Annotated in this window: 24 protein-coding genes; 19 read left to right on the forward strand and 5 right to left on the reverse strand. The window is 58.2% G+C overall.

Features of this window, described 5'->3' with window-relative positions:
- Positions 1–34 precede the first annotated feature (34 nt).
- From BM352_RS08500 to BM352_RS08510, 3 genes are all read left to right on the forward strand, one after another.
- Entirely contained in the window at positions 35–355 is a 321-nt protein-coding gene (locus BM352_RS08500; protein ID WP_090215250.1) for a hypothetical protein, read from the forward strand.
- A 100-nt stretch (positions 356–455) separates the two neighbouring features.
- Positions 456–992: a peptide-methionine (R)-S-oxide reductase gene (locus tag BM352_RS08505; protein WP_090215253.1), complete on the forward strand. Its 537-nt coding sequence runs from the start codon at positions 456–458 to the stop codon at positions 990–992.
- Positions 993–1,076: 84 nt separating this feature from the next.
- Positions 1,077–3,572 (forward strand): ATP-dependent helicase, encoded by a 2,496-nt coding sequence (locus BM352_RS08510; RefSeq protein WP_090215258.1) that lies wholly within the window; start codon positions 1,077–1,079, stop codon positions 3,570–3,572.
- A gap of 6 nt (positions 3,573–3,578) precedes the next feature.
- Here BM352_RS08510 and BM352_RS08515 read toward each other — a convergent pair whose 3' ends face one another.
- Positions 3,579–4,367, reverse strand: coding sequence for a HalD/BesD family halogenase (locus tag BM352_RS08515; protein WP_090215262.1), 789 nt, complete (start codon positions 4,365–4,367; stop codon positions 3,579–3,581).
- Positions 4,368–4,377: 10 nt separating this feature from the next.
- The gene (locus BM352_RS08520) at positions 4,378–4,977 is read right to left on the reverse strand and encodes a LysE family translocator (RefSeq protein WP_090215265.1); all 600 of its coding nucleotides are present in this window, start codon (positions 4,975–4,977) and stop codon (positions 4,378–4,380) included.
- Between the two features lie 82 nt (positions 4,978–5,059).
- Here BM352_RS08520 and BM352_RS08525 point away from each other — a divergent pair, with 82 nt between their 5' ends.
- Positions 5,060–5,503 carry an Lrp/AsnC family transcriptional regulator gene (locus BM352_RS08525; protein WP_425434518.1) on the forward strand — a complete coding sequence of 148 codons (444 nt, stop codon included), beginning with the start codon at positions 5,060–5,062 and terminating at the stop codon, positions 5,501–5,503.
- Positions 5,504–5,865: 362 nt separating this feature from the next.
- On the opposite strand, the gene BM352_RS08530 is transcribed toward BM352_RS08525, so the two are convergent.
- Entirely contained in the window at positions 5,866–6,078 is a 213-nt protein-coding gene (locus BM352_RS08530; protein WP_090215271.1) for a DUF1127 domain-containing protein, read from the reverse strand.
- 339 nt (positions 6,079–6,417) lie between these two features.
- On the opposite strand from BM352_RS08530, the gene BM352_RS08535 reads away from it, so the two are divergent.
- The 11 genes from BM352_RS08535 to murD all read left to right on the forward strand — a co-directional run bounded on the left by BM352_RS08535 (position 6,418) and on the right by murD (position 18,129).
- Complete coding sequence (locus tag BM352_RS08535) at positions 6,418–7,476, forward strand: Mrp/NBP35 family ATP-binding protein (protein WP_090215277.1); 1,059 nt, start codon at positions 6,418–6,420, stop codon at positions 7,474–7,476.
- 178 nt (positions 7,477–7,654) lie between these two features.
- The gene (locus BM352_RS08540) at positions 7,655–8,095 is read left to right on the forward strand and encodes a glyoxalase superfamily protein (protein ID WP_090215281.1); all 441 of its coding nucleotides are present in this window, start codon (positions 7,655–7,657) and stop codon (positions 8,093–8,095) included.
- A 599-nt stretch (positions 8,096–8,694) separates the two neighbouring features.
- Positions 8,695–9,207, forward strand: a complete 513-nt coding sequence (gene mraZ / locus BM352_RS08545) for a division/cell wall cluster transcriptional repressor MraZ (protein WP_090215284.1) — start codon at positions 8,695–8,697, stop codon at positions 9,205–9,207.
- Positions 9,208–9,211: 4 nt separating this feature from the next.
- Positions 9,212–10,201 (forward strand): 16S rRNA (cytosine(1402)-N(4))-methyltransferase RsmH, encoded by a 990-nt coding sequence (gene rsmH, locus BM352_RS08550; RefSeq protein ID WP_090215288.1) that lies wholly within the window; start codon positions 9,212–9,214, stop codon positions 10,199–10,201.
- Positions 10,201–10,575 (forward strand): cell division protein FtsL, encoded by a 375-nt coding sequence (gene ftsL / locus BM352_RS08555; protein WP_090215292.1) that lies wholly within the window; start codon positions 10,201–10,203, stop codon positions 10,573–10,575. The genes rsmH and ftsL overlap by 1 nt, the downstream gene beginning before the upstream one ends.
- The gene (locus BM352_RS08560) at positions 10,572–12,356 is read left to right on the forward strand and encodes a peptidoglycan D,D-transpeptidase FtsI family protein (RefSeq protein ID WP_090215295.1); all 1,785 of its coding nucleotides are present in this window, start codon (positions 10,572–10,574) and stop codon (positions 12,354–12,356) included. The genes ftsL and BM352_RS08560 overlap by 4 nt, the downstream gene beginning before the upstream one ends.
- A 43-nt stretch (positions 12,357–12,399) precedes the next feature.
- The gene (locus BM352_RS08565; protein WP_090215298.1) at positions 12,400–13,881 is read left to right on the forward strand and encodes a UDP-N-acetylmuramoyl-L-alanyl-D-glutamate--2,6-diaminopimelate ligase; all 1,482 of its coding nucleotides are present in this window, start codon (positions 12,400–12,402) and stop codon (positions 13,879–13,881) included.
- Positions 13,878–15,284, forward strand: a complete 1,407-nt coding sequence (locus BM352_RS08570) for a UDP-N-acetylmuramoyl-tripeptide--D-alanyl-D-alanine ligase (RefSeq protein WP_090215302.1) — start codon at positions 13,878–13,880, stop codon at positions 15,282–15,284. The genes BM352_RS08565 and BM352_RS08570 overlap by 4 nt, the downstream gene beginning before the upstream one ends.
- A gap of 15 nt (positions 15,285–15,299) precedes the next feature.
- Positions 15,300–16,385: a phospho-N-acetylmuramoyl-pentapeptide-transferase gene (gene mraY / locus BM352_RS08575; protein WP_090215306.1), complete on the forward strand. Its 1,086-nt coding sequence runs from the start codon at positions 15,300–15,302 to the stop codon at positions 16,383–16,385.
- Between the two features lie 17 nt (positions 16,386–16,402).
- Positions 16,403–16,738, forward strand: a complete 336-nt coding sequence (locus tag BM352_RS08580; protein ID WP_090215310.1) for a hypothetical protein — start codon at positions 16,403–16,405, stop codon at positions 16,736–16,738.
- Positions 16,735–18,129 (forward strand): UDP-N-acetylmuramoyl-L-alanine--D-glutamate ligase, encoded by a 1,395-nt coding sequence (murD, locus tag BM352_RS08585; protein ID WP_090215313.1) that lies wholly within the window; start codon positions 16,735–16,737, stop codon positions 18,127–18,129. Before BM352_RS08580 ends, murD begins: the two co-directional genes overlap by 4 nt.
- Positions 18,130–18,149: 20 nt before the next feature.
- Here murD and BM352_RS08590 read toward each other — a convergent pair whose 3' ends face one another.
- Positions 18,150–18,422, reverse strand: a complete 273-nt coding sequence (locus BM352_RS08590; RefSeq protein ID WP_139229806.1) for a hypothetical protein — start codon at positions 18,420–18,422, stop codon at positions 18,150–18,152.
- Between the two features lie 206 nt (positions 18,423–18,628).
- Positions 18,629–18,985: a DUF1428 domain-containing protein gene (locus BM352_RS08595; protein WP_090215320.1), complete on the reverse strand. Its 357-nt coding sequence runs from the start codon at positions 18,983–18,985 to the stop codon at positions 18,629–18,631.
- A 167-nt stretch (positions 18,986–19,152) separates the two neighbouring features.
- On the opposite strand from BM352_RS08595, the gene BM352_RS08600 reads away from it, so the two are divergent.
- From BM352_RS08600 to BM352_RS08615, 4 genes are read left to right on the forward strand one after another with little or no spacing between them, the layout of a single operon-like run.
- Complete coding sequence (locus BM352_RS08600) at positions 19,153–20,283, forward strand: Gfo/Idh/MocA family protein (RefSeq protein ID WP_090215325.1); 1,131 nt, start codon at positions 19,153–19,155, stop codon at positions 20,281–20,283.
- A 45-nt stretch (positions 20,284–20,328) separates the two neighbouring features.
- Positions 20,329–21,555, forward strand: a complete 1,227-nt coding sequence (gene manD, locus BM352_RS08605; RefSeq protein WP_090215330.1) for a D-mannonate dehydratase ManD — start codon at positions 20,329–20,331, stop codon at positions 21,553–21,555.
- Between the two features lie 30 nt (positions 21,556–21,585).
- Positions 21,586–22,578 carry a D-2-hydroxyacid dehydrogenase gene (locus BM352_RS08610; protein WP_090215333.1) on the forward strand — a complete coding sequence of 331 codons (993 nt, stop codon included), beginning with the start codon at positions 21,586–21,588 and terminating at the stop codon, positions 22,576–22,578.
- A gap of 44 nt (positions 22,579–22,622) precedes the next feature.
- Positions 22,623–24,491: an ABC transporter ATP-binding protein gene (locus BM352_RS08615; protein ID WP_090215337.1), complete on the forward strand. Its 1,869-nt coding sequence runs from the start codon at positions 22,623–22,625 to the stop codon at positions 24,489–24,491.
- Positions 24,492–24,548 lie beyond the last annotated feature (57 nt).

Genomic DNA, 24,548 nt, shown 5'->3' on the forward strand with positions numbered 1-24,548 from the left:
CTTGGGCTGTTTTGATCAAACTGGAGACAAGATCATGAAAACAATCCTCGCAGCTACCGTAGCCACCATGGCCTTTGCGGCCCCTTCATTCGCCGAAACCTCGCCCGCCGAGTTGTTCGCGATGAGCAACGCCTCCGCCGCCGAAACGATCGTCCGTGAGACATCGATGGGTGACATCACTGCCGCGCGGGTTCGTCTTGCATTGGGCAACATGAGCGCCGCAGAGCGCCAGACGTTCTTTGACGCCGACCCTGTATCGCGTCAGCGACTTTTGAAGGACATCAAACTGTTCGGCGACAGCAACAGCGCCGCTGAAATGGCCTCTGAAGTCGTGCGGTCCACCGCCGGAAACTAAGCTCGCCCATCACGGTGAGACCGATACGGCGGGCTGCACAAATGCGGCCCGCCTGATTTTCGATCTAGTGCCAACCATCTCGAAACTGGAAGGGGTATCAATGTCACGCAATCCACCACACACGCTCTCCCGACGCGGCTTTTTCGCGAGCACAGGGGCCACAGCCCTTACCCTTGCAAGTGCTCCTGTTGCTGCCAGCGTCGCTGCTGGAAGTGCATCGGACTTCCAATATGAGGTCCAGCGCACAGTTGACCAATGGCTCACCCAACTCGGGGAGCAGAGTTACGCCATCATGCGCGAGGGCCTTACCGAAGCGCCGAAGTCAAGCCCGCTTTGGGACGAAACGAAGCCAGGGAGCTATCACTGCAAAGGCTGCGATCTTTATAACTACGATGCGCGGTTGAAGGTGGTGCTCGAAAAAGGCTGGGTCTTTTTCGAGCATTCTCAGCCGGATTCCGTGCTGACGGCAATCGACGGACCCGTGCCGGAATATGGGGCCATGTCCGAGGACGCTGCCCTGACTGAAGTCCATTGCCGACGATGCGGCAGTCACTTGGGGCATCTGCTTATCGTTGCGGGCGGGATGAAGCACTGTATCAACGGCGCTTCGTTGGACTTCAAACCGGCAGAGGCCTAGAGGGCTTGCGTGCTACGCACAAAGTGCAGAACGAAATAAGAACAACACTTTCCCTGAAGGTGTCTTCGCGCTATCTTGCGCGCCATGAGCAAATTTGATGAAGAAGACGCCTTCGAGGCTGCAAGCCTTCCGCTATCCCAACGCGCTATGGGGGCAGCGATGGGTGCGCGTGCCACTCCTTATCTGGACGGGCTGAACCCCGCACAGCGCGAGGCGGTGGAGACGCTGGACGGTCCCGTTTTGATGCTCGCCGGGGCGGGCACGGGCAAAACCAAAGCTTTGACTGCTCGCATCGCGCATCTGTTAACCACTGGGCGCGCGCGGCCCAACGAAGTCCTTGCGGTGACCTTTACCAACAAAGCTGCCCGCGAAATGAAAAACCGCGTTGGCGCGTTGCTGGGCGAGGCGGTCGAGGGCGTGCCATGGCTCGGCACCTTCCACTCGATTTGCGTGAAGCAACTGCGCCGCCATGCTGAGCTGGTCGGGCTGAAATCAAACTTCACCATCCTCGACACGGATGACCAAATACGCCTGCTCAAGCAGCTGATCGTGGCGGAGGGCATCGACGATAAGCGCTGGCCCGCGCGAATGCTGGCAGGGTTGATCGACAGTTGGAAAAACCGTGCATGGACGCCAGATGCTTTGCCCGCGTCGGAAGCAGGGGCCTATGACAACAAGGGCGGCAAGCTCTACGCCCAATACCAAGACCGCCTGCGCACGTTGAATGCCTGCGACTTCGGCGACTTGCTGTTGCATATGGTGACGATCTTCCAGAAGCATCCGGACGTGCTGGAGCAATACCAACGCTGGTTCCGCTACATCTTGGTGGACGAATACCAAGATACCAATGTGGCTCAGTACATGTGGCTGCGCCTTTTAGCTGCTGCGCACAGAAACATCTGCTGTGTGGGCGACGATGACCAGTCGATTTACGGCTGGCGCGGGGCTGAGGTGGGCAACATTCTGCGCTTCGAAAAGGACTTCGAAGGCGCGAAAATTGTCAAACTCGAACAAAACTACCGCTCAACCGAGCATATCCTTGGGGCTGCGTCCGGTGTGATTGCTGGCAACAAGGGACGCTTGGGTAAGACTTTGTTTACCGAAGCTAAGGGCGGTGAAAAGGTCCGCCTTATCGGCCATTGGGACGGTGAAGAAGAGGCGCGCTGGATCGGCGACGAGATTGAATCGTTGCAAAGCGGAACCCGGGGGCTGACGCCGATCGGGCTGAACGATATGGCCATCCTCGTGCGCGCCTCGCACCAGATGCGCAGCTTTGAGGATCGGTTCCTGACCATCGGGCTACCCTACCGCGTCATTGGCGGTCCGCGCTTCTACGAGCGTTTGGAAATCCGCGATGCCATGGCCTATTTCCGGCTGGCTGTTTCTCTGGATGACGATTTAGCGTTCGAGCGTATCGTAAATACTCCCAAACGTGGGTTAGCTGACAAGTCAGTTCAGATCATTCGCGCAGCTGCAAATGGAAATGGTGTTTCGCTTATTGAGGGCGCCAAAATTGCTATTGAGGCGAATGCGCTTAAAGGGAAAGCGAAATCCGAACTTCCTAAGCTGATAGCTTCTCTTGAGCGGTGGCATGGTTTGACGCGCGGCCCATTGAGGCAAGTATTTGTGAGTGAGGCTGAGGCTGCTAATGATGTCGTCGAGAGGTTTGAATATGGTGAACCAGACGTAAACCATATCCAGTTAGCTGAGATGATCCTTGATGAATCCGGCTATACTGCGAGTTACTTCAAGCCTGAAGATCCTAATGATCCAGACGCGGCTCCTATACCGATAACCCCCGAAGCCCCCGGTCGCCTCGACAACCTCAAGGAATTGGTCAAGGCGTTGGAGCAATTCGAGAACCTGCAAGGTTTCTTGGAACACATCGCCTTGGTCATGGATAACGACAGCGAGGACGCCACCGAAAAGGTGTCGATCATGACTCTGCACGCGGCCAAGGGCTTGGAGTTTCCGGCGGTGTTTCTGCCGGGCTGGGAGGACGGGTTGTTCCCGTCGCAGCGCTCGATGGATGAGAGCGGGCTGAAGGGTTTGGAGGAAGAGCGGCGGCTGGCCTATGTGGGGATCACGCGCGCCGAAGAGCTTTGCACCATTTCTTTCGCAGGCAATCGTCGCGTTTATGGCCAATGGCAAAGCGCGCTGCCCTCGCGTTTCGTGGATGAGCTGCCAGAGCGTCACGTGGAAATCCTGACTCCACCGGGCCTCTATGGTCATCAGGCAAGCACGGTCGGCGATATGATGGACGCGCTTGGCGGCAGCGATCTGCACGAAGCTGCCGCGAAGGCAAATGTCTACAACTCCCCAGGTTGGCGGCGCCTGCAGGAACGTCAATCGAGTCGCGGCATGTCGCAGCCGCGCGAAAGCAAGAACATGGTGATCGATGCGCAAGCCGTGTCGTCATTCACTGTTGGTGAGCGCGTGTTCCACCAGAAGTTTGGCTACGGAGAGATTATGGCCGTGGAAGGCGACAAGCTTGACGTGTCCTTTGACAAGGCGGGCGACAAGAAGGTGGTCGGCAAGTTTCTTGTGTCGGCGGATAGTGCAGGCGACGTTCCGTTTTAGATCGCCTCACGCTGTCCGGCCGTAAAACCCAAGCTGCTCGGTCTGCGTAAAACGCGCCCCCGGCGTCTCGTAATAGGTCAGCACTGCAATCATGCGGGCGCGGTCGCCTTTCACGGGCGTCACGCGGTGGGGCGTATTCACCCCCCGAAATACATTGAGGGTTCCGGGCACGACATTCATCTGTTGCATCTGCGGGTCTTCGCCAGCCAAAAGCCGCGCCACGCCGTCGTAATTCGGGTCATCTGCAGTCCGTAAATCCGTGCGGTATTCGAACAGGCCGCCTTCGTCGGGTGCCTGTAGCAACACCGTGACTGTGAATTCGGATCGGTCGAAGTGCCAGTTCAGGGCCTGACCTTCTTGATACCGCATCACATTGAACGCGGCCAAAGGGTCGTCCATCGGATAGAGGGCTGGCTTATCCATCACTTCCGCTAGAAACCGCTGCAAGGGGGGCCATGTGTAGATTTTCTCGACCACAGACCCTGCGAGTTGGTCGTTGCATAGCGTGTTGTTCGAGGTTTCGAACAACTTCAAGGCCGGGTGGTCTTCGGAAAGGCCCGGAATGGATTTCTTGAAATACACGTTATGGGCGCGTTTGTGGTTGAAACTCTCGGAGTCCATTTTTGGCGTAAGAGCCTCAGCCTCGGCCTGCGCATATTCAGGCCGCAGGAACGCATCTAGGTTGAACATCCCATGCGTTGCCATGTCAGATTTGCAACGCGCAACAAGGTTTGCGTAAGCCGGGCTATCTGGTCGGTCCAGCGGGAACTTTTCTAGGTCTAGATAGGTGTTCATACGCATGCCCCTAAATTTCGCCCCCCAAAAGCGGGTAAAGTGAAGCAATAAGCAACCCCGCCATAGCGAAGTTGAAGAGGCGTAGACGAACGGGATTGGTCAAGAGACGTCGCAGCTGCTGACCCAATATCGTCCATGTTGAAACGGACGGGCCGTTTACGGCCCCGAAGATGAGGGCCACAAAAGCGACCGCGTATAGCGAGCGGTCTGGCGCGTAGAGTGTGATTGCTGTCAACGCCATGGCCCACGCTTTGGGATTCACCCATTGAAAAGCCGCAGCTTGGAGAAACGTCATCGGAGTTCCTCCAACCTCGCCCTTCTTCGGAGGCGCGGCATTGGCGATCTTCCACGCCAGCCACGTCATATACGCGGCCGAGATCAATTTCAGGATAAGGTGTGTCACGGGGTAAAGGTCGAACACCTGCACAAGCCCGATCCCAACAAGGAACACCATCAGGGTGAACCCCAACGTGATTCCCAGCATATGCGGGATGCTTCGCCGGAAGCCGAAGTTCGCGCCGGATGCCATCAACATCAAGTTGTTAGGTCCCGGCGTGATGGAGGAGACAAAGGCAAAGAGGATCAATGCGGTAAGAATATCGTAGCTCATGGGGGGCAATCTACGCGCAAATCAACGAATTGAAGTTGCGTTTTGCGGCGCTTCACGTCTAATTTCGCAACTTATGAGCGCCATGGATGCCATCAGCGAAAAGATATTGCAGGAGCTGAGCCGCGACGGTCGGATCAGCAATCTCGAACTGGCTGATCGTGTCGGGCTGTCGCCCTCTGCCTGTTTGCGCCGCGTGCAAGACTTGGAACGTCGCGGTATCATCAATGGATACCGCGCGGTTTTGGACCGGACGCAACTCGGCGTCGGGTTCGTGGCCTATGTGGGGGTCGGGCTGTCGGATCATTCGAAAGCGTCGCAGGAGGCCTTCGAGAAGTCCATTTCACGCAGTCCCGAAGTGCGGGAGTGTCACAACATTACGGGCACGATCGAGTATCTCTTGCGCGTCGAATGTGCCGACCTTGCTGCTTACAAAATCTTCCATACGGACGTTCTTGGCGCGCTGGAGGCTGTTCACTCGATCACGTCCTACGTGGTTATGGGATCCCCAAAAGACGAACGCGCCTGACCTAAGCTGACATTCAGACACAAAAAAAAACGGTGATGCGGGAGGAGGTGCATCACCGTTCTTTGTGTTTGGCTCGGACCCGGGAGGAGGTGGGCCTCTGCCAGAATGCGGTTCAGCCTCGGGAGGAGGTGAAACTGTCCCGCTTTTTCTCAGTATCAACACCTAAGGGAGGAGGAAGGTGCCGTACCGATCTTCATGTTTGACGCTGACCCGGGAGGAGGTGGGTCTTTGTCGGGTACGGGGCAACCTCGGGAGGAGGTGAAGTTGCTCCGATCTGGTCAGTGGCGGCACCTAAGGGAGGAGGAAGGTGCCGCCACCAAGCGCGTCCGGCTTAAGGGAGGAGGAAAGCCGGAAACGCGAACTTAATTCAGATATGCCGCTTCATAAGCGATCGATTTCAGGTTGGCGCGGCACAGACCCAAGTCAGCCAGCTCGCGGCCGCTGAGGGCTTCAAGCTCGTTCAGGGTTTGTACATAAACGCGGTGCTTTGCACGGCGCTCGGCCAGGTCGTCTTTGAATGCAACCAGACGCTCAAGGAGGGTCGGTGTAGTGCGGATGCTCGTTGTATAAGCCATTGTCATTTACCTTTTCAGTCTAGGGTTTCTCTGTCAGCGGTCTGACGCCCTCGTCTCTGTTGTCTTCAATTTAGGGAAATGCTGCGCTGCAACAAGAGGCAGGTTTACAATGCTGCTATGCAGCGTACGCATGGCTTAACCTGTTGTTTTGCTTACCTTACGTCAGCTTTTTTGTAACGTTCTCGTGACAATCCGTTAGCGCTGCCATCGCTTTTTGCGAAATGCAAAACAGTTGGGCATTTGGAAAACTTTTTCAGGGCTAAACGGCGGGGGTTGCCCTTGGCGGCGCGTGCGCTCACTTAGGAGCGGACGAAAACCGATTAATGACAGGATGCCCCGATGACTGTGACTCGCGACTTGATTCTTGACGCTTTGCGCGTTTTGAAACTGCCTGACGGCGAAGATGTCGTGGCCAAAGACATGGTACGCGCTTTGGCGGTGGAAGGCGGCAATGTGCGTTTCGTCATCGAAGCAGCACCAGAGGTGGCAAAACATCTGGAGCCGTTGCGCGCCGCCGCCCAGCAAATCGTGGAGCGGATGGATGGCGTCGAAAAGGTATCGGTGCTGCTCACCGCCCATTCCGACAAAAAGCCGCCATCCTTAAAGGTCGGCAAACATCCAGAGCCGCAGGCGGGGCCCACGAAACCCAAAGGTGTAGCGCGTATTCTTGCTATCGCGTCGGGCAAAGGCGGCGTTGGCAAGTCTACCTTGTCGTCGAACCTCGCTGTCGCATTGGCTAAGCAAGGCCGCCGTGTTGGCTTGCTGGATGCCGATATATACGGTCCGTCCCAACCCCGCATGATGGGGGTGAGCAAGCGCCCAGCGTCCCCGGACGGCAAAACCATTATTCCTTTGAAAGCACATGGCGTCACTCTGATGTCGATCGGTCTGATGATGGACCCCGACAAAGCCATCGTTTGGCGCGGCCCAATGCTAATGGGGGCCTTGCAGCAAATGCTGGGGCAGGTGGAATGGGGCGAGCTGGATGTCCTCATCGTCGATCTGCCCCCCGGAACAGGCGACGTGCAGCTCACGCTCTGCACCAAGTCCGAACTAACCGGCGCTATCGTGGTCTCGACCCCGCAAGACGTGGCTTTGCTGGATGCTAAGAAGGCGATTGATATGTTCAACACGCTCAAAACCCCGGTGCTGGGGCTCGTGGAAAACATGTCTATGTATATATGTCCCACCTGCGGGACCGAGGCGCATATCTTCGGTCATGGCGGCGTGAGGGCCGAGGCCGAGAAGATGGGCCTCCCGTTCCTTGGTGAAATCCCCCTTGATATAGACGTGCGCCTGTCCGGCGACAGCGGCACGCCCATCGCAGCAGGCGACGGCCCTGTGGCGCAAGCCTACGCCAAGCTGGCCGAGGGGCTGGTCAAAGGCGGCATGGCTTGACCTGAACAGGCCGTGCAGCGTAGGAAGCGGCAGGGCAGCAGGATGCCCGCCGCCCGCGAGGCTTGGCCTTTGGTGAAATTCTGTACCGACCAAGATCACATCTGCAAACGACGCGCAGGGTGATGGCAATGCGGGCTCCATCAAGCCGAAACCGCGTCATCTTGTATAAGGTGATCAAATGACCACTCATGACCCATTGCCTTCGGTCGAAGACCTGAAGGCCCAAGCCAAACGGTTGCGCACGCAACTGGCTGTCTTGAATACCCCGGTGTCGCATTCCCAGTCACTGGAGCTTTTGGCCCAGCAAATGGGAATGCGGGATTGGAACACCCTGTCCGCCCGAGCGAATGCAATCTCAAACCACAGGCCCCCTTGGGCCGTGGGAGATTTCGTGCGGGGCCGCTATCTCGATCAACCTTGTTCGGGACGCATCCTGTCCCTCTCGGCGGGAACCGGCGGTCGGTATCACATCACGCTACATCTCGATGAGGCGGTGGATGTCGTGACCTTCGAAAGTTTCTCGTCGTTCCGCAGTCGTATCAACGCCACTGTGGACTCGCTTGGCAGAAGTGTCGGCAAGCGCTCTGACGGGATTCCGCATCTGGTCCTGGAGCCCTAGGGCACCAAACGAGCCAAACCGACAGGAAACCGCGCAGAACCCGTTTTGCGCGGTTTTTGGCTTTTAGCCTGTGGATAACTTGCGTCGCGAATCAAAATCGGCTCAAAAGGCGGTGATTCGGATGGGATTTCATGGGCCCCGCATGGGAATTGCCGTCTAAGCCGCAGTTTCATGGGAATTTATGGGAAAAAAGTGGAAAAAATTGCACTACTACATGTAGTGGCGTTTTCGAGCTCGATCACCAATTGAGCTAAAAATCGCCTATTGTCTACAGTTAGTAGGTTTCTCATGGACACAGGTTCCCGTTGTTTCCCGTAGAAACCCATTGATTACCATATTCTCCCATGGCACAAAGTTCTCACGATGAGGACGGAACGACAAACAAGGGGCGATCAAGAACCCCAAGGCGACCAAAAGGTTTCATACAGGCACCGATCTTCATTGAACTACGTTTGACCCTGCGCGAGCAGACATCCCCCCAGGTGGCGCGGGTCAAACACCTCCCTAGACGGGAACGAGGGCGGCGAGTTGATCAGTGGCAGCAGATCAACTTGCCGTTTTCCGTTTAAGGGCCAAAATGGAAAAGGGTGACGCGGACAGTGGCACAACGGTTCAGAGGTGAAAGCGTCCACAAGGTGGACAGCAAGGGCAGGGTGTCCATCCCAGCCCTGTTTCGCCGCGTTCTGGAAGCGTCCGACCCGGACTGGACCGAAGGCCTAAGCCCAAACGTCGTTATCGTGTATGGCGGCAAATCCCAGAATTACCTTGAGGCCTACACGCAAGAGGCCATCAAAGAAGTCGACGAGAAGATCGCTCGCCTGCCACGTGGCTCCAAGCCGCGTCGCGCGCTAGAGCACATCTTCAACTCTCAATCCCTGCCGACGCAACCAGACGACACGGGCCGCCTTGTGCTGCCCGCAAAGTTGCGCGAAAAAATCGGCATTACCAATGAGGCGAAGTTCGTCGCGATGGGCGATACGTTCCAGATCTGGGCGCCGGACGCGTTCGATGATCGCAACTCGGACATCGAAGAGTGGCTCGACGAGCAGGGCGAGGACTTCGATCCTCTCGAGTTGTTGGAGATGGCTCCAGAGCCATCTGCTGCGGAGTAGGCCCATGTCTACCAAAGTGCCGCGTGAGACAAACCCTGATGCGCCGCACCTGCCGGTCCTCATTGATGCAATCCTAGACAACGTCACGCCGCAAGGTGTGTGGGTCGATGGCACATTCGGCGCGGGCGGCTACACCAAGGCATTTCTGGACAAAGGCGCAAAAGTCATCGCAATCGACCGCGATCCGCTAGTCTTTGAGATGGCTGCAAGCTGGGCGGATGACTATCCCGACCTGATCCTGAAACGCGGCACATTCTCCGAACTCGACACCCTTGCGGGCGAGCTAGTCGATGGCGTGGTGCTGGACCTCGGCGTCTCCTCCATGCAGCTCGATCAGGCAGAACGCGGCTTCTCCTTCCTTCGCGACGGGCCGTTGGATATGCGGATGGCACAAGACGGCCTCAGTGCTGCCGATCTGGTTAATGACGGTTCCGAGGCGTTGCTGGCAGACATCCTGTTTCAATACGGCGAAGAGCGCGCGTCGCGCCGCATCGCCAAAGCGATCATCGCCGCGCGCCCCATCAATACGACCTCCAATCTGGTTGAAGTGATCGAAAGCGTTTTGCCCAAAGGTAAGCCCGGCCAAAGCCATCCGGCGACCCGCAGCTTTCAGGCAATCCGTATCGCGGTGAATGATGAATTCGGACAATTAATCAGTGGGTTGGAAGCTGCGGAACGCGCTCTGAAACCCGGCGGAGAACTCGCTGTCGTGACGTTCCATTCGCTCGAAGACCGCATTGTGAAGAAATACCTTCAAGCCCGCGCCGGACGCACCGGTGGCGGCTCGCGTTACGCGCCAGAGCAAGCAGCAGACGCCCCGACATTCGAGCTGATCACCCGCAAAGCGGTGACAGCTGACAAGGACGAATTGGCCCGCAACCCGCGCTCCCGTTCGGCCAAATTGAGAGTAGGGCGGCGCACTGACGCCCCCGCAGCAGACAAGGGGCGGACCGGATTGGGTTTGCCCAAATTGACAGGACAGGAGCTTTTGTAATGCGTGGACTTCTTTACTCGGTATCGGCCCTCGCGGTCATGGGGCTTGGCTACTGGGCCTATTACGAGAACTACGAAACCCAAGACGCGCTGCGAACCGCATCGAGCCTGCAACGCGAAATCGGCTCCTCCCGTGAGACCTTGTCGGTGCTTGCTGCTGAATGGGCTTATCTGAACCGCCCCGAGCGGCTGCGCGATCTGGCTGACTTGAACTTCCCCGATCTGGAACTGCTGCCGATCACGCCGGACCAGTTCGGCGATGTAGCTCAGGTCACATTCCCCGCGCCCGAAGTTGAATTGGATATCAACGAGATCAACAGCGCCGTAGATGTGCGCGGCAATTACCTTGCCGAGGACGGAGAGCAGTACCCATGATCCGCACCCCGCTGCGCCCCTTGGCGCGAATTCTGCAAGCAAGACAGAAGGGCGAGAACCCAGACCGGATCGAGCGTGAGAACATCCGAGCCCGGCACGAGGAAATGCGTGATAAGATGCGCCAACGCGCCGAAAGCCGCCTGCTGTTTGTTGGCGTCTTCTTTGTCATCGCATTCTCGCTTGTTGGCGCACGGATGACAGTTCTGGCCTCCTCCGAAGCGGTGGAGCCTCGTGCATCGACCTCAGGTGCAAAGATCGTTGCGCAACGCTCGGACATCGTGGACCGCAACGGTCGCATGTTGGCCACCAACCTGATCACCAACTCTCTTTATGCGCAGCCCCATTTGATGATCGAGCCGGAACGCGCGGCATCCGAGCTGGTGGCGATCTTCCCTGATCTTGATCTGGAGCGCCTCAAGAAAGACTTCACTGGAACCCGTAAGTTCCTATGGATAAAGAAAAAACTTAGCCCAGAGCAAATGCAGGCAGTCCACGATATCGGCGACCCCGGCTTGTTGTTCGGCCCGCGTGAGATGCGCTTGTATCCAAACGGGCGACTTGCAGCGCACATTCTTGGCGGAGCTAGCTTTGGGCGCGAAGGCGTTCATTCCGCAGAAGTGATTGGCACTGCAGGCGTTGAAAAAGCGTTCGACGCTTACCTGCGTGATCCGGCGATGGATGGTGCACCACTGCGCCTGTCGTTGGACATGAGTATTCAAGCCGCAGCACGTCAGGTGCTTGAGGGCGGAATGAAGCTGATGAACGCCAAAGGCGCCACCAGTGTTTTGATGGACGTGCAAACAGGGGAAATCATCTCGATGATCTCCCTGCCTGATTTCGATCCGAACACGCGGCCCAATGGTTTGATCAAGGGCGACCCATCCGACAGCCCACTGTTCAACCGCGCGGTGCAAGGTGTGTATGAGCTTGGCTCGACCTTCAAAATCTTCGCGGCGGCACAAGCGCTTGAGCTTGGTCTGGTAAATCCCACCACCATGATCAACACCAAAGGCCCGATGCAAAAGGGTCGCTTCAAGATTCGCGATTTCCACAATTACGGCGCGCAGCTGAGCGTGACGGATATCATCGTGAAGTCATCGAATATCGGCACCGCGCGCATGGCGCTGGATATCGGCGCGAAGCGGCAGAAAGAGTTCCTCAAATCTCTGGGTTTTTTCGAGGCCACTCCTGTCGAGTTGGTTGAAGCCCCCGGTGCGAAACCGCTCCTGCCCAGCAAATGGGCCGACATTCACACAATGACGGTGTCCTACGGTCACGGTATGGCGGCCAGCCCGCTTCACCTCGCTGCGGCGTATTCTTCGATCGTAAACGGTGGCACACTGGTCAAACCGACCTTGTTGAAGCAGCAAATCGTTGAAAAAGGCCCTCGCGTTATTTCCGAGCGGACTTCTGCACAGGCGCGTTCCATGCTGCGCGCGGTGGTCGAGCGCGGGACCGCATCGTTCGCGCGCGTCCCGGGCTATGAGGTCGGCGGTAAAACAGGCACCGCAGACAAACCCAAGCCAAAAGGCGGCTACTACAAAGACAAGGTCATCGCGACTTTCGCGTCCGCCTTCCCGATGAGCGATCCGAAATATGTGCTGATCGTTACCCTTGACGAGCCATCCGAAAATTCTGGCGATAAACCACGTCGCACCGCAGGGTGGACAGCTGTTCCGGTCGCCGCTGAAATGATCCGTCGCACAGCACCCCTTTTGGGCTTGCGGCCAGAGCTTGATCGCGGTGAATTGAGCGAAGTCGTAAACACGGCGTCCCGATAGGCCCTGAAGGCTGGGTTTCGGGGCGATAATCCCGGGGGGCAGTATGGCACGCACACGCGCAAGCCTGAATGAATTAGGGCTGACCGCCCAAGGTGGGGCGGAGGCCGAGGTAACAGGGCTGTCCGTGGACAGTCGTTTCGTTAAGCCTGGACACCTATTCGCCGCATTGCCGGGCACCAAATTCCACGGTGCGGAGTTCATCCAATACGCTCTGCGTATGGATGCAGGTGCGATCCTGACGGACCCTGTAGGCGCTGCAATTGCCGAGGACGAGCTTGCCGCCTCGAATGCGGCTTTGATCGTGACCGAAGACCCCCGTCAGGCCTTGGCCTACGCTGCCGCGCTTTGGTATGGCGCGCAGCCAGGCACCATGGTCGCAGTGACAGGAACCAACGGGAAGACCTCTGTCGCCAGCTTTACCCGTCAAATCTGGCTGGAGCTTGGGTTGGAGGCCGTCAACTTCGGCACCGCAGGCGTCGAGGGGGTGTTTACCGCCCCCATGACCCATACCACGCCGGAGCCGATCACTCTTCACAAGCTGTTGGCCGAGATGGCGGGCCACGGAGTAACCCATGCCGCGATGGAAGCGTCTTCTCACGGGTTGGAGCAACGCCGCCTTGATGGTGTCCACCTGATCGCCGCCGCTTTCACAAACTTCACCCAAGATCACCTCGACTACCACGCCACCTTCCAAGACTATTTCAACGCCAAGGCGGGTCTGTTCCGCCGGGTGTTGGCGCAGGACGGGGTGGCGGTGATCAACATGGATGACCCGAAGGGTGCAGACATGGCGGCCATTGCCAACGAGCGTGGGCACCGCCTGCTGCGCGTGGGCACGACTGACAATTGCGATCTGCAACTGCTTGGTCAACGCTTCGATGCAACCGGTCAGGACCTGCGCTTTTCCTTCGGCGGCGAGGTCCATCAAGCCCGCCTTGACCTGATCGGCGGCTTCCAAGCCTCCAACGTGATGGTCGCGGCTGGCTTAGCCATCGGCGCAGGCGCGAAGCCTGCCGAGGTGTTCCAAACGCTGCCGATGCTGACCACAGTACGCGGCCGAATGCAGAAGGCTGCGACCCGCTCCAATGGCGCTGCGGTCTTCGTCGATTATGCCCACACGCCTGACGCGCTGGCCACCGCTCTCAAGGCCATGCGACCGCACGTGATGGGCCGCCTTGTGGTGGTCTTCGGAGCAGGGGGCGACCGCGACACTGGCAAACGCCCGTTGATGGGGGCCGCCGCGCGTGACAACGCCGATGTGGTTTTCGTGACCGACGACAACCCGCGCTCCGAAGATCCCGCCTCCATACGCGCCGCAATCATGGAGGCGGTCCCAAGTGCGACCGAAGTGGGCGACCGCGCAGAAGCCATCCTGCGCGGCGTGGACGCGCTTGGGCCAGGTGACACGCTTTTGATTGCGGGCAAAGGTCATGAGACAGGCCAGACGGTGGGCGACGATGTCTTGCCTTTTGACGATGTAGAACAAGCAAGCGTAGCAGTCGCCGCGCTGGAGGGGCGGTTATGACACTCTGGACATCTGAAGACGCAGTTGACGCGACCGGAGGAACATCTGCCGTTGCATGGCAGGCCAACGGCGTCTCCATCGACACGCGGACATTGGAGGCGGGCGACATGTTCGTGGCCCTCAAAGACGTGCGCGACGGGCATGATTTCGTGGCACAGGCCCTTGCGAACGGTGCTGCCTGCGCGCTGGTGTCCCGCATCCCCGACGGCGTGCCTGCCGACGCACCTCTGCTTGTTGTCGACGATGTTTTGTCGGGTCTAGAGGCTCTGGGCCATGCGGCGCGCGCGCGGACCAAGGCGAAGGTGATCGGCGTCACGGGGTCCGTCGGAAAAACCTCGACCAAAGAGATGTTGCGCACCGCGCTGACCGGCCAAGGCGAAGTTCATGCGGCAGAGAAAAGCTATAACAACCATTGGGGCGTGCCTCTGACGCTTGCGAGGATGCCCAAGAATAGCGACTTCGCGGTGATCGAAATCGGCATGAACCATCCCGGCGAAATCTCTCCGCTGGCCAAAATGGCACGCCCGCATGTGGCGATGATCACGATCGTCGCCCCCGCGCATCTGGAAGCCTTCGCCTCGGTCGAAGATATCGCCCGCGAGAAGGCCGCCATATTCGACGGCCTAGAACGCGGCGGGGTTGCCATCATCAACGCAGACCTGCCCACCAGCGATCTTCTGCGCAGCTTGGCCCCGCATAATTGCCAAACCTTTGGCGAGACTGAAAGGGCGGACTGGCGACTACTCGAGGCGACGTCCGGCGATGCGTCGACCGTATGCCGCGCCAGCCACGCCGGTGATATATTGCTGTTCAAACTCGGCGCGCCGGGGCGGCATTTCGCAATGAACGGGCTGGCCTGTTTGGCTGCGGCGCATGCGGCGGGTGCTGATTTGGGCCGTGCTGCGGTCGCGCTTAGTGACTGGGCCCCGCCTTCAGGCCGCGGCCAGCGCCGGTTTATCCATCTCGACGCCGCGATGCCCGAACAAGGAATTGATTTGTTCGATGACGCATACAACGCCAATCCGGCTTCTGTCGGGGCAGCGCTTGATGTGCTCGCCTCAGCCACGCCACCCGCCGCTGCGGGCCGTCGTGTCGCGATTCTCGGTGACATGAAGGAGTTGGGCGAGACGCAAGACGCACTGCATGCGGGCTTTGCCACCCACCCTGCCATGGCAGAGATCCAGCAAGTTCATTGCGTCGGCCCCCTGATGCGCCACCTTTACGAGGCGTTGCCGGAAGCCAAACAGGGCCTTTGGGCCGCCACAAGTGCCGAGCTTGCAGGCAGCCCCTTGGCGCTGGTTCGGGCAGGGGATGTGGTCATGGCAAAGGGATCTTTGTCGATGAAAATGGCACTGATCGTTGACGCCATCACAAATTTGGGTCAATCCGTAGCCGATAACTAAGAGGGACACCGCTAGATGTTGTATTGGCTCACCGCGTTCTCAGATGGCGGCGATTTCTTTAACCTGTTTCGCTACATCACTTTTCGGGCGGGGGGAGCATTCTTCACAGCGCTGATTTTCGGATTCCTTTTTGGCCGCCCGCTGATCAATTTGCTCAAACGCAAGCAGCGTAATGGCCAGCCAATCCGTGATGACGGGCCCGAAAGCCACCTGATCACCAAGCAGGGCACGCCGACTATGGGCGGGGTCCTGATCCTCGGGGCTTTGATCTTGTCGACGCTGCTCTGGGCGCGGCTGGATAATGGCTTTGTCTGGATCGTTCTCGCTGTGACGATGGGCTTCGGCGCAATCGGCTTCGTCGATGACTACGCAAAGGTGACATCAAACTCTCACGCAGGTCTGTCTGCCCGCATCCGCCTGATTATAGGCTTCATTATTGCAGGCATCGCGGGCTATTTCGCGACGATCATGCACCCTGACGCGTTGGTAAACCAACTGGCGCTGCCCGTTTTCAAGGACACGCTGGTCAATCTTGGTTTCATGTTCATCCCCTTCGCGATGTTCGTGATCGTGGGGGCGGCCAATTCCGTGAACCTGACCGACGGTCTGGATGGCCTCGCCATCATGCCTGTGATGATCGCCGCCGCAACGTTGGGCGTGATCGCCTACGCCGTGGGCCGCGTCGACTTTACCGAATATCTGGGCTTGCACTACGTCCCTGGCACCGGAGAGTTGTTGATCTTTATGGCAGGTCTCATCGGTGGCGGGCTTGGTTTCCTTTGGTACAACGCGCCCCCGGCGGCGGTCTTCATGGGCGACACTGGCTCTCTTGCCTTGGGCGGCGCGCTTGGCACCATCGCAGTTTTGACCAAGCACGAGCTGGTCATGGGCATCGTCGGCGGTCTGTTCGTGGTCGAAACCCTCTCGGTCATCATCCAAGTTCTCTACTTCAAAAAGACCGGCAAGCGGGTCTTCCTGATGGCCCCGATCCACCACCACTTTGAGAAAAAGGGCTGGGCAGAGCCGCAGATCGTGATCCGCTTCTGGATCATCTCGCTGATCCTCGCGATGATCGGCTTGGCGACCCTGAAAGTTCGCTAACCTAGGACAGACATAAAATGCCCCATGCCGAGATCAAATACAGCTCCGACATGACGCTTGATACCCAAGCCATGATGGGGCTGATCGAAAGCACGATTGCCAACCACGATAGTGGGGCAGGCGCGGTGAAAGCCCGCGCCTTCAAGGTCGACGATTTCCAACACACCCATGTCATCATCAACATCACTTTGCTGCCCAAGGCACATCGTGATGCGGATTTCATGACCGCGCTGCTGTCGGATTTGTCGGCAGGGTTGAAAGGCATCGTGGACCAGCCTTGCGCCTTCTCGCTAGAGTTGGACTTCAACGGTCCGTATTACGACACGGCCAATCTTCAGGGGACAGCTCAATGATACCGGTTCAAGGCTATTCCGGTGCAACAGTCGCCGTTCTGGGGCTTGGTCGCTCCGGCCTGTCCGCTGCCCGTGCGCTGCGCGAAGGCGGGGCCGATGTGGTTGTTTGGGATGACAACGAAAAGGCCCGTGACGCGGCAACAGCCGAAGGATTTACCACCCGCGAGCTTGCCAAAGGCGGCGCATTTGATGGGGTAGCAACACTCATCGTTTCGCCCGGTATTCCGCATCTTTATCCCGAACCCAACAAGGTGGTCCGCGCCGCATGGGACGCGGGCGTCGCGGTGGACAACGACATCTCATTGTTTTTCCGCTCCTTCGCCACGTCTGAATGGGACAACTTCGAGCGTATCCCGAAGATCATTGCCGTAACCGGATCGAACGGCAAATCCACGACCTCCGCTCTGATCCACCACATTTTGACGCACGCCCAACGCCCCACCCAGCTTGCGGGCAATATCGGTCGCGGTGTGCTGGACATGGATCCGGCAATCGACGGTGAAGTTGTCGTGCTGGAGCTGTCCAGCTACCAAACCGATCTTGCGCGGGCGCTTACGCCTGATGTGGCTGTATTTACCAACCTGTCACCCGACCATCTGGATCGCCACCATGGCATGGGCGGGTATTTCGCAGCCAAACGCCGGCTGTTCTCCGAGGGCGGTCCCGACCGCTGCGTCATCGGCGTGGACGAGGATGAAGGGCAGTATTTGGCCAACCAGATGGCTGGCAGCGCCATCGATGATCGCGTGATCCGTATTTCAAGCGGGCGTAAGCTTGCGGGTGACGGCTGGAATGTGTTTGCCAAGAAGGGATTTCTTGCGGAATGGCGCAAAGGCAAGCAAATGGCGTCGATTGATCTGCGCGGAGTTGCAGGGCTTCCGGGGGCACATAACCACCAGAACGCCTGTGCTGCCTATGCCGCTTGCCGCACTGTAGGCCTTGCCCCACGGGTGATCGAGGCCGCGTTCCATAGCTTCGGCGGCTTGCCACATCGCTCCCAGCTGGTGGGCGAGAAGGACGGGGTGAAATTCGTCAACGACAGCAAGGCCACCAATGTCGACAGCGCCGCCAAGGCGTTGCAGGCGTTCAGCAACATCCGCTGGATCTGCGGCGGCCTTGAAAAAGAAGGCGGCTTGGGCGGCCTGCTGCCCCACTTGGGCGGCGTAACCAAAGCCTATGTCATCGGCCGCGAGGCTGCGAGTTTCGCCATGCAATTGGGCGATCTGCCCCATGAGGTATGTACCGACATGGCCACTGCCGTTGCCCGCGCCGCCGCTGATGCCCAGAAAGGCGATACAGTCCTGCTGGCTCCCGCCGCGGCGAGTTTCGACCAGTATGACAGCTTCGAAAAACGCGGCGATGACTTTATCGCTCAGGTTAAGTCGCTGTAACCTGATTGAGCGCTAGGCGTTCAATATCCCATGTCGCGTTCGGCGCGTTGCTTTTTCTTCGCTCTAACCAAAGTAAACTCGCAGCCGGCTTGCGTGGCTGTTGTACAGGAATAGGTCTCGCCGGTGACGACGATGGCCCAAACCTCTTCTCCCTTTTTGCGGCCATTCAAAGCAATGGCGCGTTTAAGCCGGTATTCGGTACCTTCGATTGTAATCTTGCCGTCCGGTAATTTTTTCGTGCTGACTTTCGCAATCGTCGGAATTCCCGGCTCGGAGCAGGCACTCAAAACCAAGAGTCCGATGCTGACAAGGCAGGTTCTAAAATGACATCTCATCGCAATCCCCCTTTAGTAGAGGAATCGTAGCACAGCCTGGGCCATTCTCAAAACTTGGGCGGCACGAGCTTACTGGCCCCAATAGCGACGAGCGTCGATCACTGCGTCGCTTCCGAAGAACGCAGGTTCAATTTCGTCGGGCAGATTGCGGTTTAATTCGTGGACTAGCTCTTCGTGTCCAGTATCGGCGCGAACCCGGCCCACATCATGCGTTTCCCATCAAACGGCATGTCAGGCATTTCTGCCCAACGCGGGTCAGTTTCCATCTTTTTCGCGGCGGTTTCGTAGGTTTGCTTGTCCGGCCACTCAATCCAGGAGAACACGACCGTTTCATCGGCCTCTGCCTTAACCGCCCGTTTGAAGTCGGTCACTTTGCCGTCCGGAACATCGTCTCCCCACGCTTCGACGATCCTGATCGCGCCGTAGTCTTTGAATATCGGCGCGGCGAGCTCTGCCATTGTGCAATAGGCGTCCTTGTTCTTCAGCGGAACAGGAATGAGAAGTCCTTGAATATAGCTCATCGTAATCTCCAAAAATATGCGACCGTCGCATCATAATCCTGACATTCTGCGTCGTGTGAGTCCATTTCTAACCCTCACGGGAGTATCGAAACTGACCCGTATCATCTCTATTGACTAGCATGATTGCTAAATTAGTATACTAGTAGTCCAAGGCCTTGGAGGAGCGGATGAGTCCCAAGTTGAACGTCTTGATTGCAGGGACTGGTTTTGCAGGGCAGGGTCATGCCGAAGCGTTTCGCGGTGCAGGCGCCAATGTTGTCGGAATTGTCGGTCGCACTCAAAGCGTTGTCAGCGAAGTGGCCACCAAAATGGCGATCCCCGACGCGGGCACCAACTGGCAAGACGCACTGACAAGCTGCCAGCCCGACATCGTCTCGATTGCTACGCCGGGCGGCGCGCATTACGAGCCCATCAAACAAGCCATTGAATACGGCTGCCATGTGTTCTGCGACAAGCCAATGACCGATAGCGGTGACACGGCGGCAGAACTCTATCAGCTTGCGCAGCGCAACGGCGTCAAGACGGCCTATGCCGCAAGCTTCCGTTATGCGCCCAGCGTGTTGCATGCCAAACAATTGGTGGCCGAAGGCGCTATCGGAGAACCTGTCGAGGTCGAGTGCATTTCGCATTTCAACCTAGAGCGGGAGATCCCGTTCGGCTGGTCTCACCGCAAAGAAGACGGCGGCGGCCGTCTTAATAACAACTTCACCCATACGCTCTCGATCGTGGCCTCCGTGGTCGGAGACAAGATCCTCAGGGTCATTGGAGAGGTGCGCGATGACCTCGGCCGCGCCCCTATCGTTGAAGGCGTGCACAACTTCACCACGCGGCGTGATTTCATTCCCAAAGATCTCAGTGATCCGGCCCTGAAATGGGGGCAGAGCAATGTTGAGTGGTCTTACACGGTGCTCACACAGATGCAGAGCCCATTCGCCGAAAAGCCGGTGTCTGTGCTGTTCAAGCATGGCGGGCTGGTGCCGCGCTTTCACGAGGATCACATCGTCTTTTACGGCACGAAGGGCGCGATCTACATCAAAGGTCACTATGGCAGCGGGCAGCTGTATCTTTGGAGCGCGAGCAAGGCGTGGGAAGAGCAACCTCTACCGCACAACATCGCCGCAGCGGTTCCGAAGATTGCTGGCGAGACACAGCAATGCTGGCACTATCTCGCACGCGAATTCGTAAAGGACATCCAAGGCGAAGAGGTGGACCCTTACCCGACTTTCAAGGAAGGGAGCGAGTACCAGCAGCTCATCGACGTAATCCGAAAGAACGACAACTGGACCGAGCTGCCTTAGAGAGACTGAGACCAGACGCCCGCCACCAAATCGGAGAACTCACCCATGAAGATCACAGACGCGAAAGTCTTTGTTGGCGGCCCCGGCAAGAATTATGTCACGCTGAAGATCATGACCGATCAGGGTGTCTACGGTCTAGGCGACGCCACTCTCAATAATCGCGAAACATTGCCCGCCGCATATTTGCAAGACTACCTGATCCCGAACCTCATCGGGATGGACCCGCGCAACAGCGAAGACATCTGGCAATTTCTCTATCGCGGGGCCTATTTCCGGCGTGGCCCAATCGCCATGGCGGCATTCGGGGCCATCGACATGGCGCTGTGGGACATCAAGGGCAAGCTCGCCAACATGCCGCTCTATCAACTGTTCGGCGGCAAAAGCCGTGACGGTGCGATGGTCTACGCCCATGCCACAGGGGCCGATCTGGAAGACCTGATGGACTCGATCTCGTTCTATGTCGAGCAGGGCTACAAAGCCGTCAGGGTACAATGCGGCATCCCCGGCATGCCAACCGCCAGCTACGCAGTGCCCGAGCAAAAAGGCGGTGGTCAGAACTACATCACCGACTTCTCTGGCATCCGTCCCAAGGTCGAGGTCTGGGACACCGACCGATACATGCGATACATGCCGGGCGCGCTGGCGCAAATTCGCGACCGGTTCGGCCCAGATCTTCGGATTTTGCACGATGTCCATCACCGTCTGCTGCCACGCGAGGCCGCTGAGTTTGCCAAAGCCGTCGAGCCAGTTGGCCTGTATTGGCTTGAGGATCCAACACCAGCCGAAGATCAGGACGCGCTGCGGTTCCTGCGCCAACACTCCACCGTGCCCATCGCCATAGGCGAAGTGTTCAATTCGATCTGGGACTGCAACAAATTGATCGAGAACGAACTGATCGACTTCATCCGCGTCGCGGTCACCTATGCGGGCGGCATCACCCCCGTCAAACGCATCGTCGATCTGGCGGGTCTTCATAGCGTGCGCACAGGGTTTCATGGCGCTCCAAGCCACTCGCCCCTGTGTATGGCGGCGCAGGCCCATCTGAATGCTTGGGCCCCCAACTTCGGCATTCAGGAATATCTGGTGCTGGGCACGCCCGAATGTGACGCGTTGTTCCCATCGGATCATCGGATGGAAAACGGCATGGTCTACGTCAGCGATGCGCCGGGCTTGGGCGTCGACTTCGACGAAAACGAGGCTGCGCGTTACAGCTACAAACCCGGCAGCCACCCAGTCGTTCGATTGGAAGACGGAACGCTCTGGAACTACTGATCAGGAGCCAAGACGAAATCGGAGATTTCAATGTCGCGTCCACCCCAGATTTCTGACGTCGTAACCAATGTGGAATACGAAGCCCCGCTCTATGCGCGGATGTGCGAGGTGTTTGGCGACGCTAAGGTCACTCGCATCACCCCCGGCAATCCAGAGGCACTTCGGCAGGCCCTCGAGCACGCAGAAGTCGCGGTTTTGCAGGAATTGCTGCCCGCCGAGGACATCCGCGGTAGCCGCCTGAAATGGGTTCACATCACCCATTCAGGGATGGACCGCGTCGCGAGTCCAGTCATTCTCGACCGTGGCATTCGGTTGTCGAGCTCGGCTGGTTATTCGGTGGAAGCGCTTGCGGAGCACGCATTGTTCTTCATGCTTTCGTTGGCCTACCGCTCAAAGGACCTCTTTGAGGCGCAACGCAAATCCTCTTGGGAAAAGGCGGGGCGGCAGCATTTACGTAGTCTCTACAAGCAGTCGGTAGGGATCGTGGGGTTGGGTCATATTGGCAAAGCGCTGGCGGTGCGCTGCGATGCAATGGGGATGCACGTTCTGGGATATCGTCGTAGCGACGAAGCCGCACCGCAAGGCGTCCACGAGCTTTACAGTCAGGTCAGGGGCGACAGCCTCAAAAGCATGTTGGCGCAATGTGACTATGTCGTCTTGGCCGTGCCTCTAACCAATGAAAGCCACAACATGATCGGGGCAGAGGAACTCGCGCAGATGAAACCCACCGCGCATCTGGTGAACGTCGCCCGTGGTGCAGTTGTCGACGAGCCAGCATTAATTCATGCGCTGCAAACGGGTCAGATTGCGGGCGCCGGTCTGGACGTCTTTGTGACTGAGCCACTGCCCGCAGAAAGTCCGTTCTGGCAGATGCCGAATGTCATTGTCACGCCACACACCTCGGCACGCGAACCCGACCGAGACGACAGGGCTGTCGATTTGATTGCAGAAAACCACCGGAGGTTTCTGGCAGGTGAGCAACTGCTCAACGAATTGACGCGGGACAATGTATATACGCCATAAAACGAAATGCAGAGTGCGGACAAAGGAAAGGGTAGGGGTGATCGATGTTCAAACTCTATGACTGGCTCACACGCTTGGCGCTCAGCCTAGCCGACCCTTACGTCCACGGGTCTGGTGCGCCGCCCCCTTCAACAGTTTGGCCCTATATCCGTTCGCATCTTTATCCGCTGCGTTGGGTGCTTGCCCTGAGCCTGATCGTCACGGTGCTGGCGGCAAGCATCGAAGTCTGGCTAATCAGCTATGCGGGCCGGTTGATTGACATGTTGGCCGACACGGAGCCGGCTGAAATCTGGCAACAACACAGCTGGAGCCTGATTGGCGCAGCGATGATGGTCATCCTGATCCGGCCGCTGGGGCAGTTCGCCCGCCATTCTGTGAATGACATCGGTTTACAATGCAACGCCGCCAACCTGTTTCGCTGGCGCGCCTATGATCACCTGACAAAGCAATCCGTGGGCTGGTTTCAGGAGGATTTGGCCGGTCGCACCGCCTCGCGTCTTGTCCTGATGGGCAACTACGCCACCAACGTGATCTTCCATTCGCTGAACGCCGTCGCTTTTGGCCTCGTCTATATGGTGGGCATCGTCACCTTCATGGCGGGAATCGATATTCGGCTGGCGATACCCCTTTTTGTCTGGCTGGCGCTCTACGTCACGCTGATGGTGCTGATCATTCCGCGTGTCGTGCGATCGATGGAGACCTTCATGGCCTCCAAGTCCGCTCTGCTCGGGGGGGTGGTAGACGTGTTTTCGAACTTCGACACGATCAGTCTGTTCGCCCGTCGCGAAGATATTGAGGCTGACCACTTCAAATCCCTCGAAGACACCCGCGAGACGTTGTTCTTGTCGCGCCAGATCAGCGTCGGGATGCGCACCATAACGGTCTGGCTGGAAGGGGTGATTATCGCAGGCTTCGTCGGCTACGGCGTCTGGCTTTGGTCGCATGGCGAAGCCACGATCGGCTTGGTCAGCGCGGCAGTCGCGATGAGCTTCCGGATCACCACAATGGCGGACTGGGTGTCGGAAGCCATCTGGTCGATATTCGAGCAGGTCGGCTCGGTGCGTGAAGCTTTGCGTTCGATCAGTCAGCCGCTCACCATTCCCTTCGCAGCCGACGCCGCAGACCTAAAGATCAAGTCGGGCGAAATTACCATCGAGGGCGCGAAGCATCATTACGGCAAGGGCAGGGGTGGCCTTGCCGGGATCGATCTTTCCATCGGGCCGGGGGAGAAGGTCGGGCTGGTTGGCCCATCCGGAGCGGGCAAGTCCACGCTGGTGAACCTGATCCTGCGCTTCTACGATCCAGAAAGCGGGCGGATTGCCATTGACGGTCAGGACATTCGCGATGTGGACCAGCAAAGCCTGCGCCGCGTGATCGGGATGGTCAGCCAGCAGGCCGCGCTTTTGAATAGGTCGGTTCGTGACAATATCACTTTAGGGCAGGCGGGGGTCACCCAAGAGCAGATGGAGGCCGCAGCCCGCGAGGCGCGCGCCCATGACTTCATCTGTGACCTACAAGACAGCCAAGGCCGCACCGGCTACGACGCGCATGTCGGAGAACGCGGCGTCAAGCTGTCAGGGGGGCAGCGCCAGCGCGTCGCGCTCGCGCGAGTGATCCTGAAGGACGCGCCGATCCTGATCTTGGACGAAGCAACAAGCGCACTCGACAGCGAGGTCGAGGCCGAAATTCAAACCGCATTGCAACATGTCATGCGCGATAAGACGGTGATTGCCATTGCCCACCGCCTGTCAACTATCGCCGAAATGGATCGGATCGTGGTGATCGAAGAAGGCCGGATTGTGGAAAACGGCACTCATCAGGAGCTCTTGGCGGCGGGACAGCTCTACACGACGCTTTGGGCCCGCCAATCCGGTGGCTTCATTGGCGTGTCGTCGCCAGATGCGCCTGCCTAAGCCAATTGTAGGCGTATCCGCGCTGATTTCGTGCGCTAAGCCCAGATTTCCCCCCCA

Origin of the sequence: Litoreibacter janthinus (assembly GCF_900111945.1) — a bacterium.
In the GTDB taxonomy this organism is placed as follows: domain Bacteria; phylum Pseudomonadota; class Alphaproteobacteria; order Rhodobacterales; family Rhodobacteraceae; genus Litoreibacter; species Litoreibacter janthinus.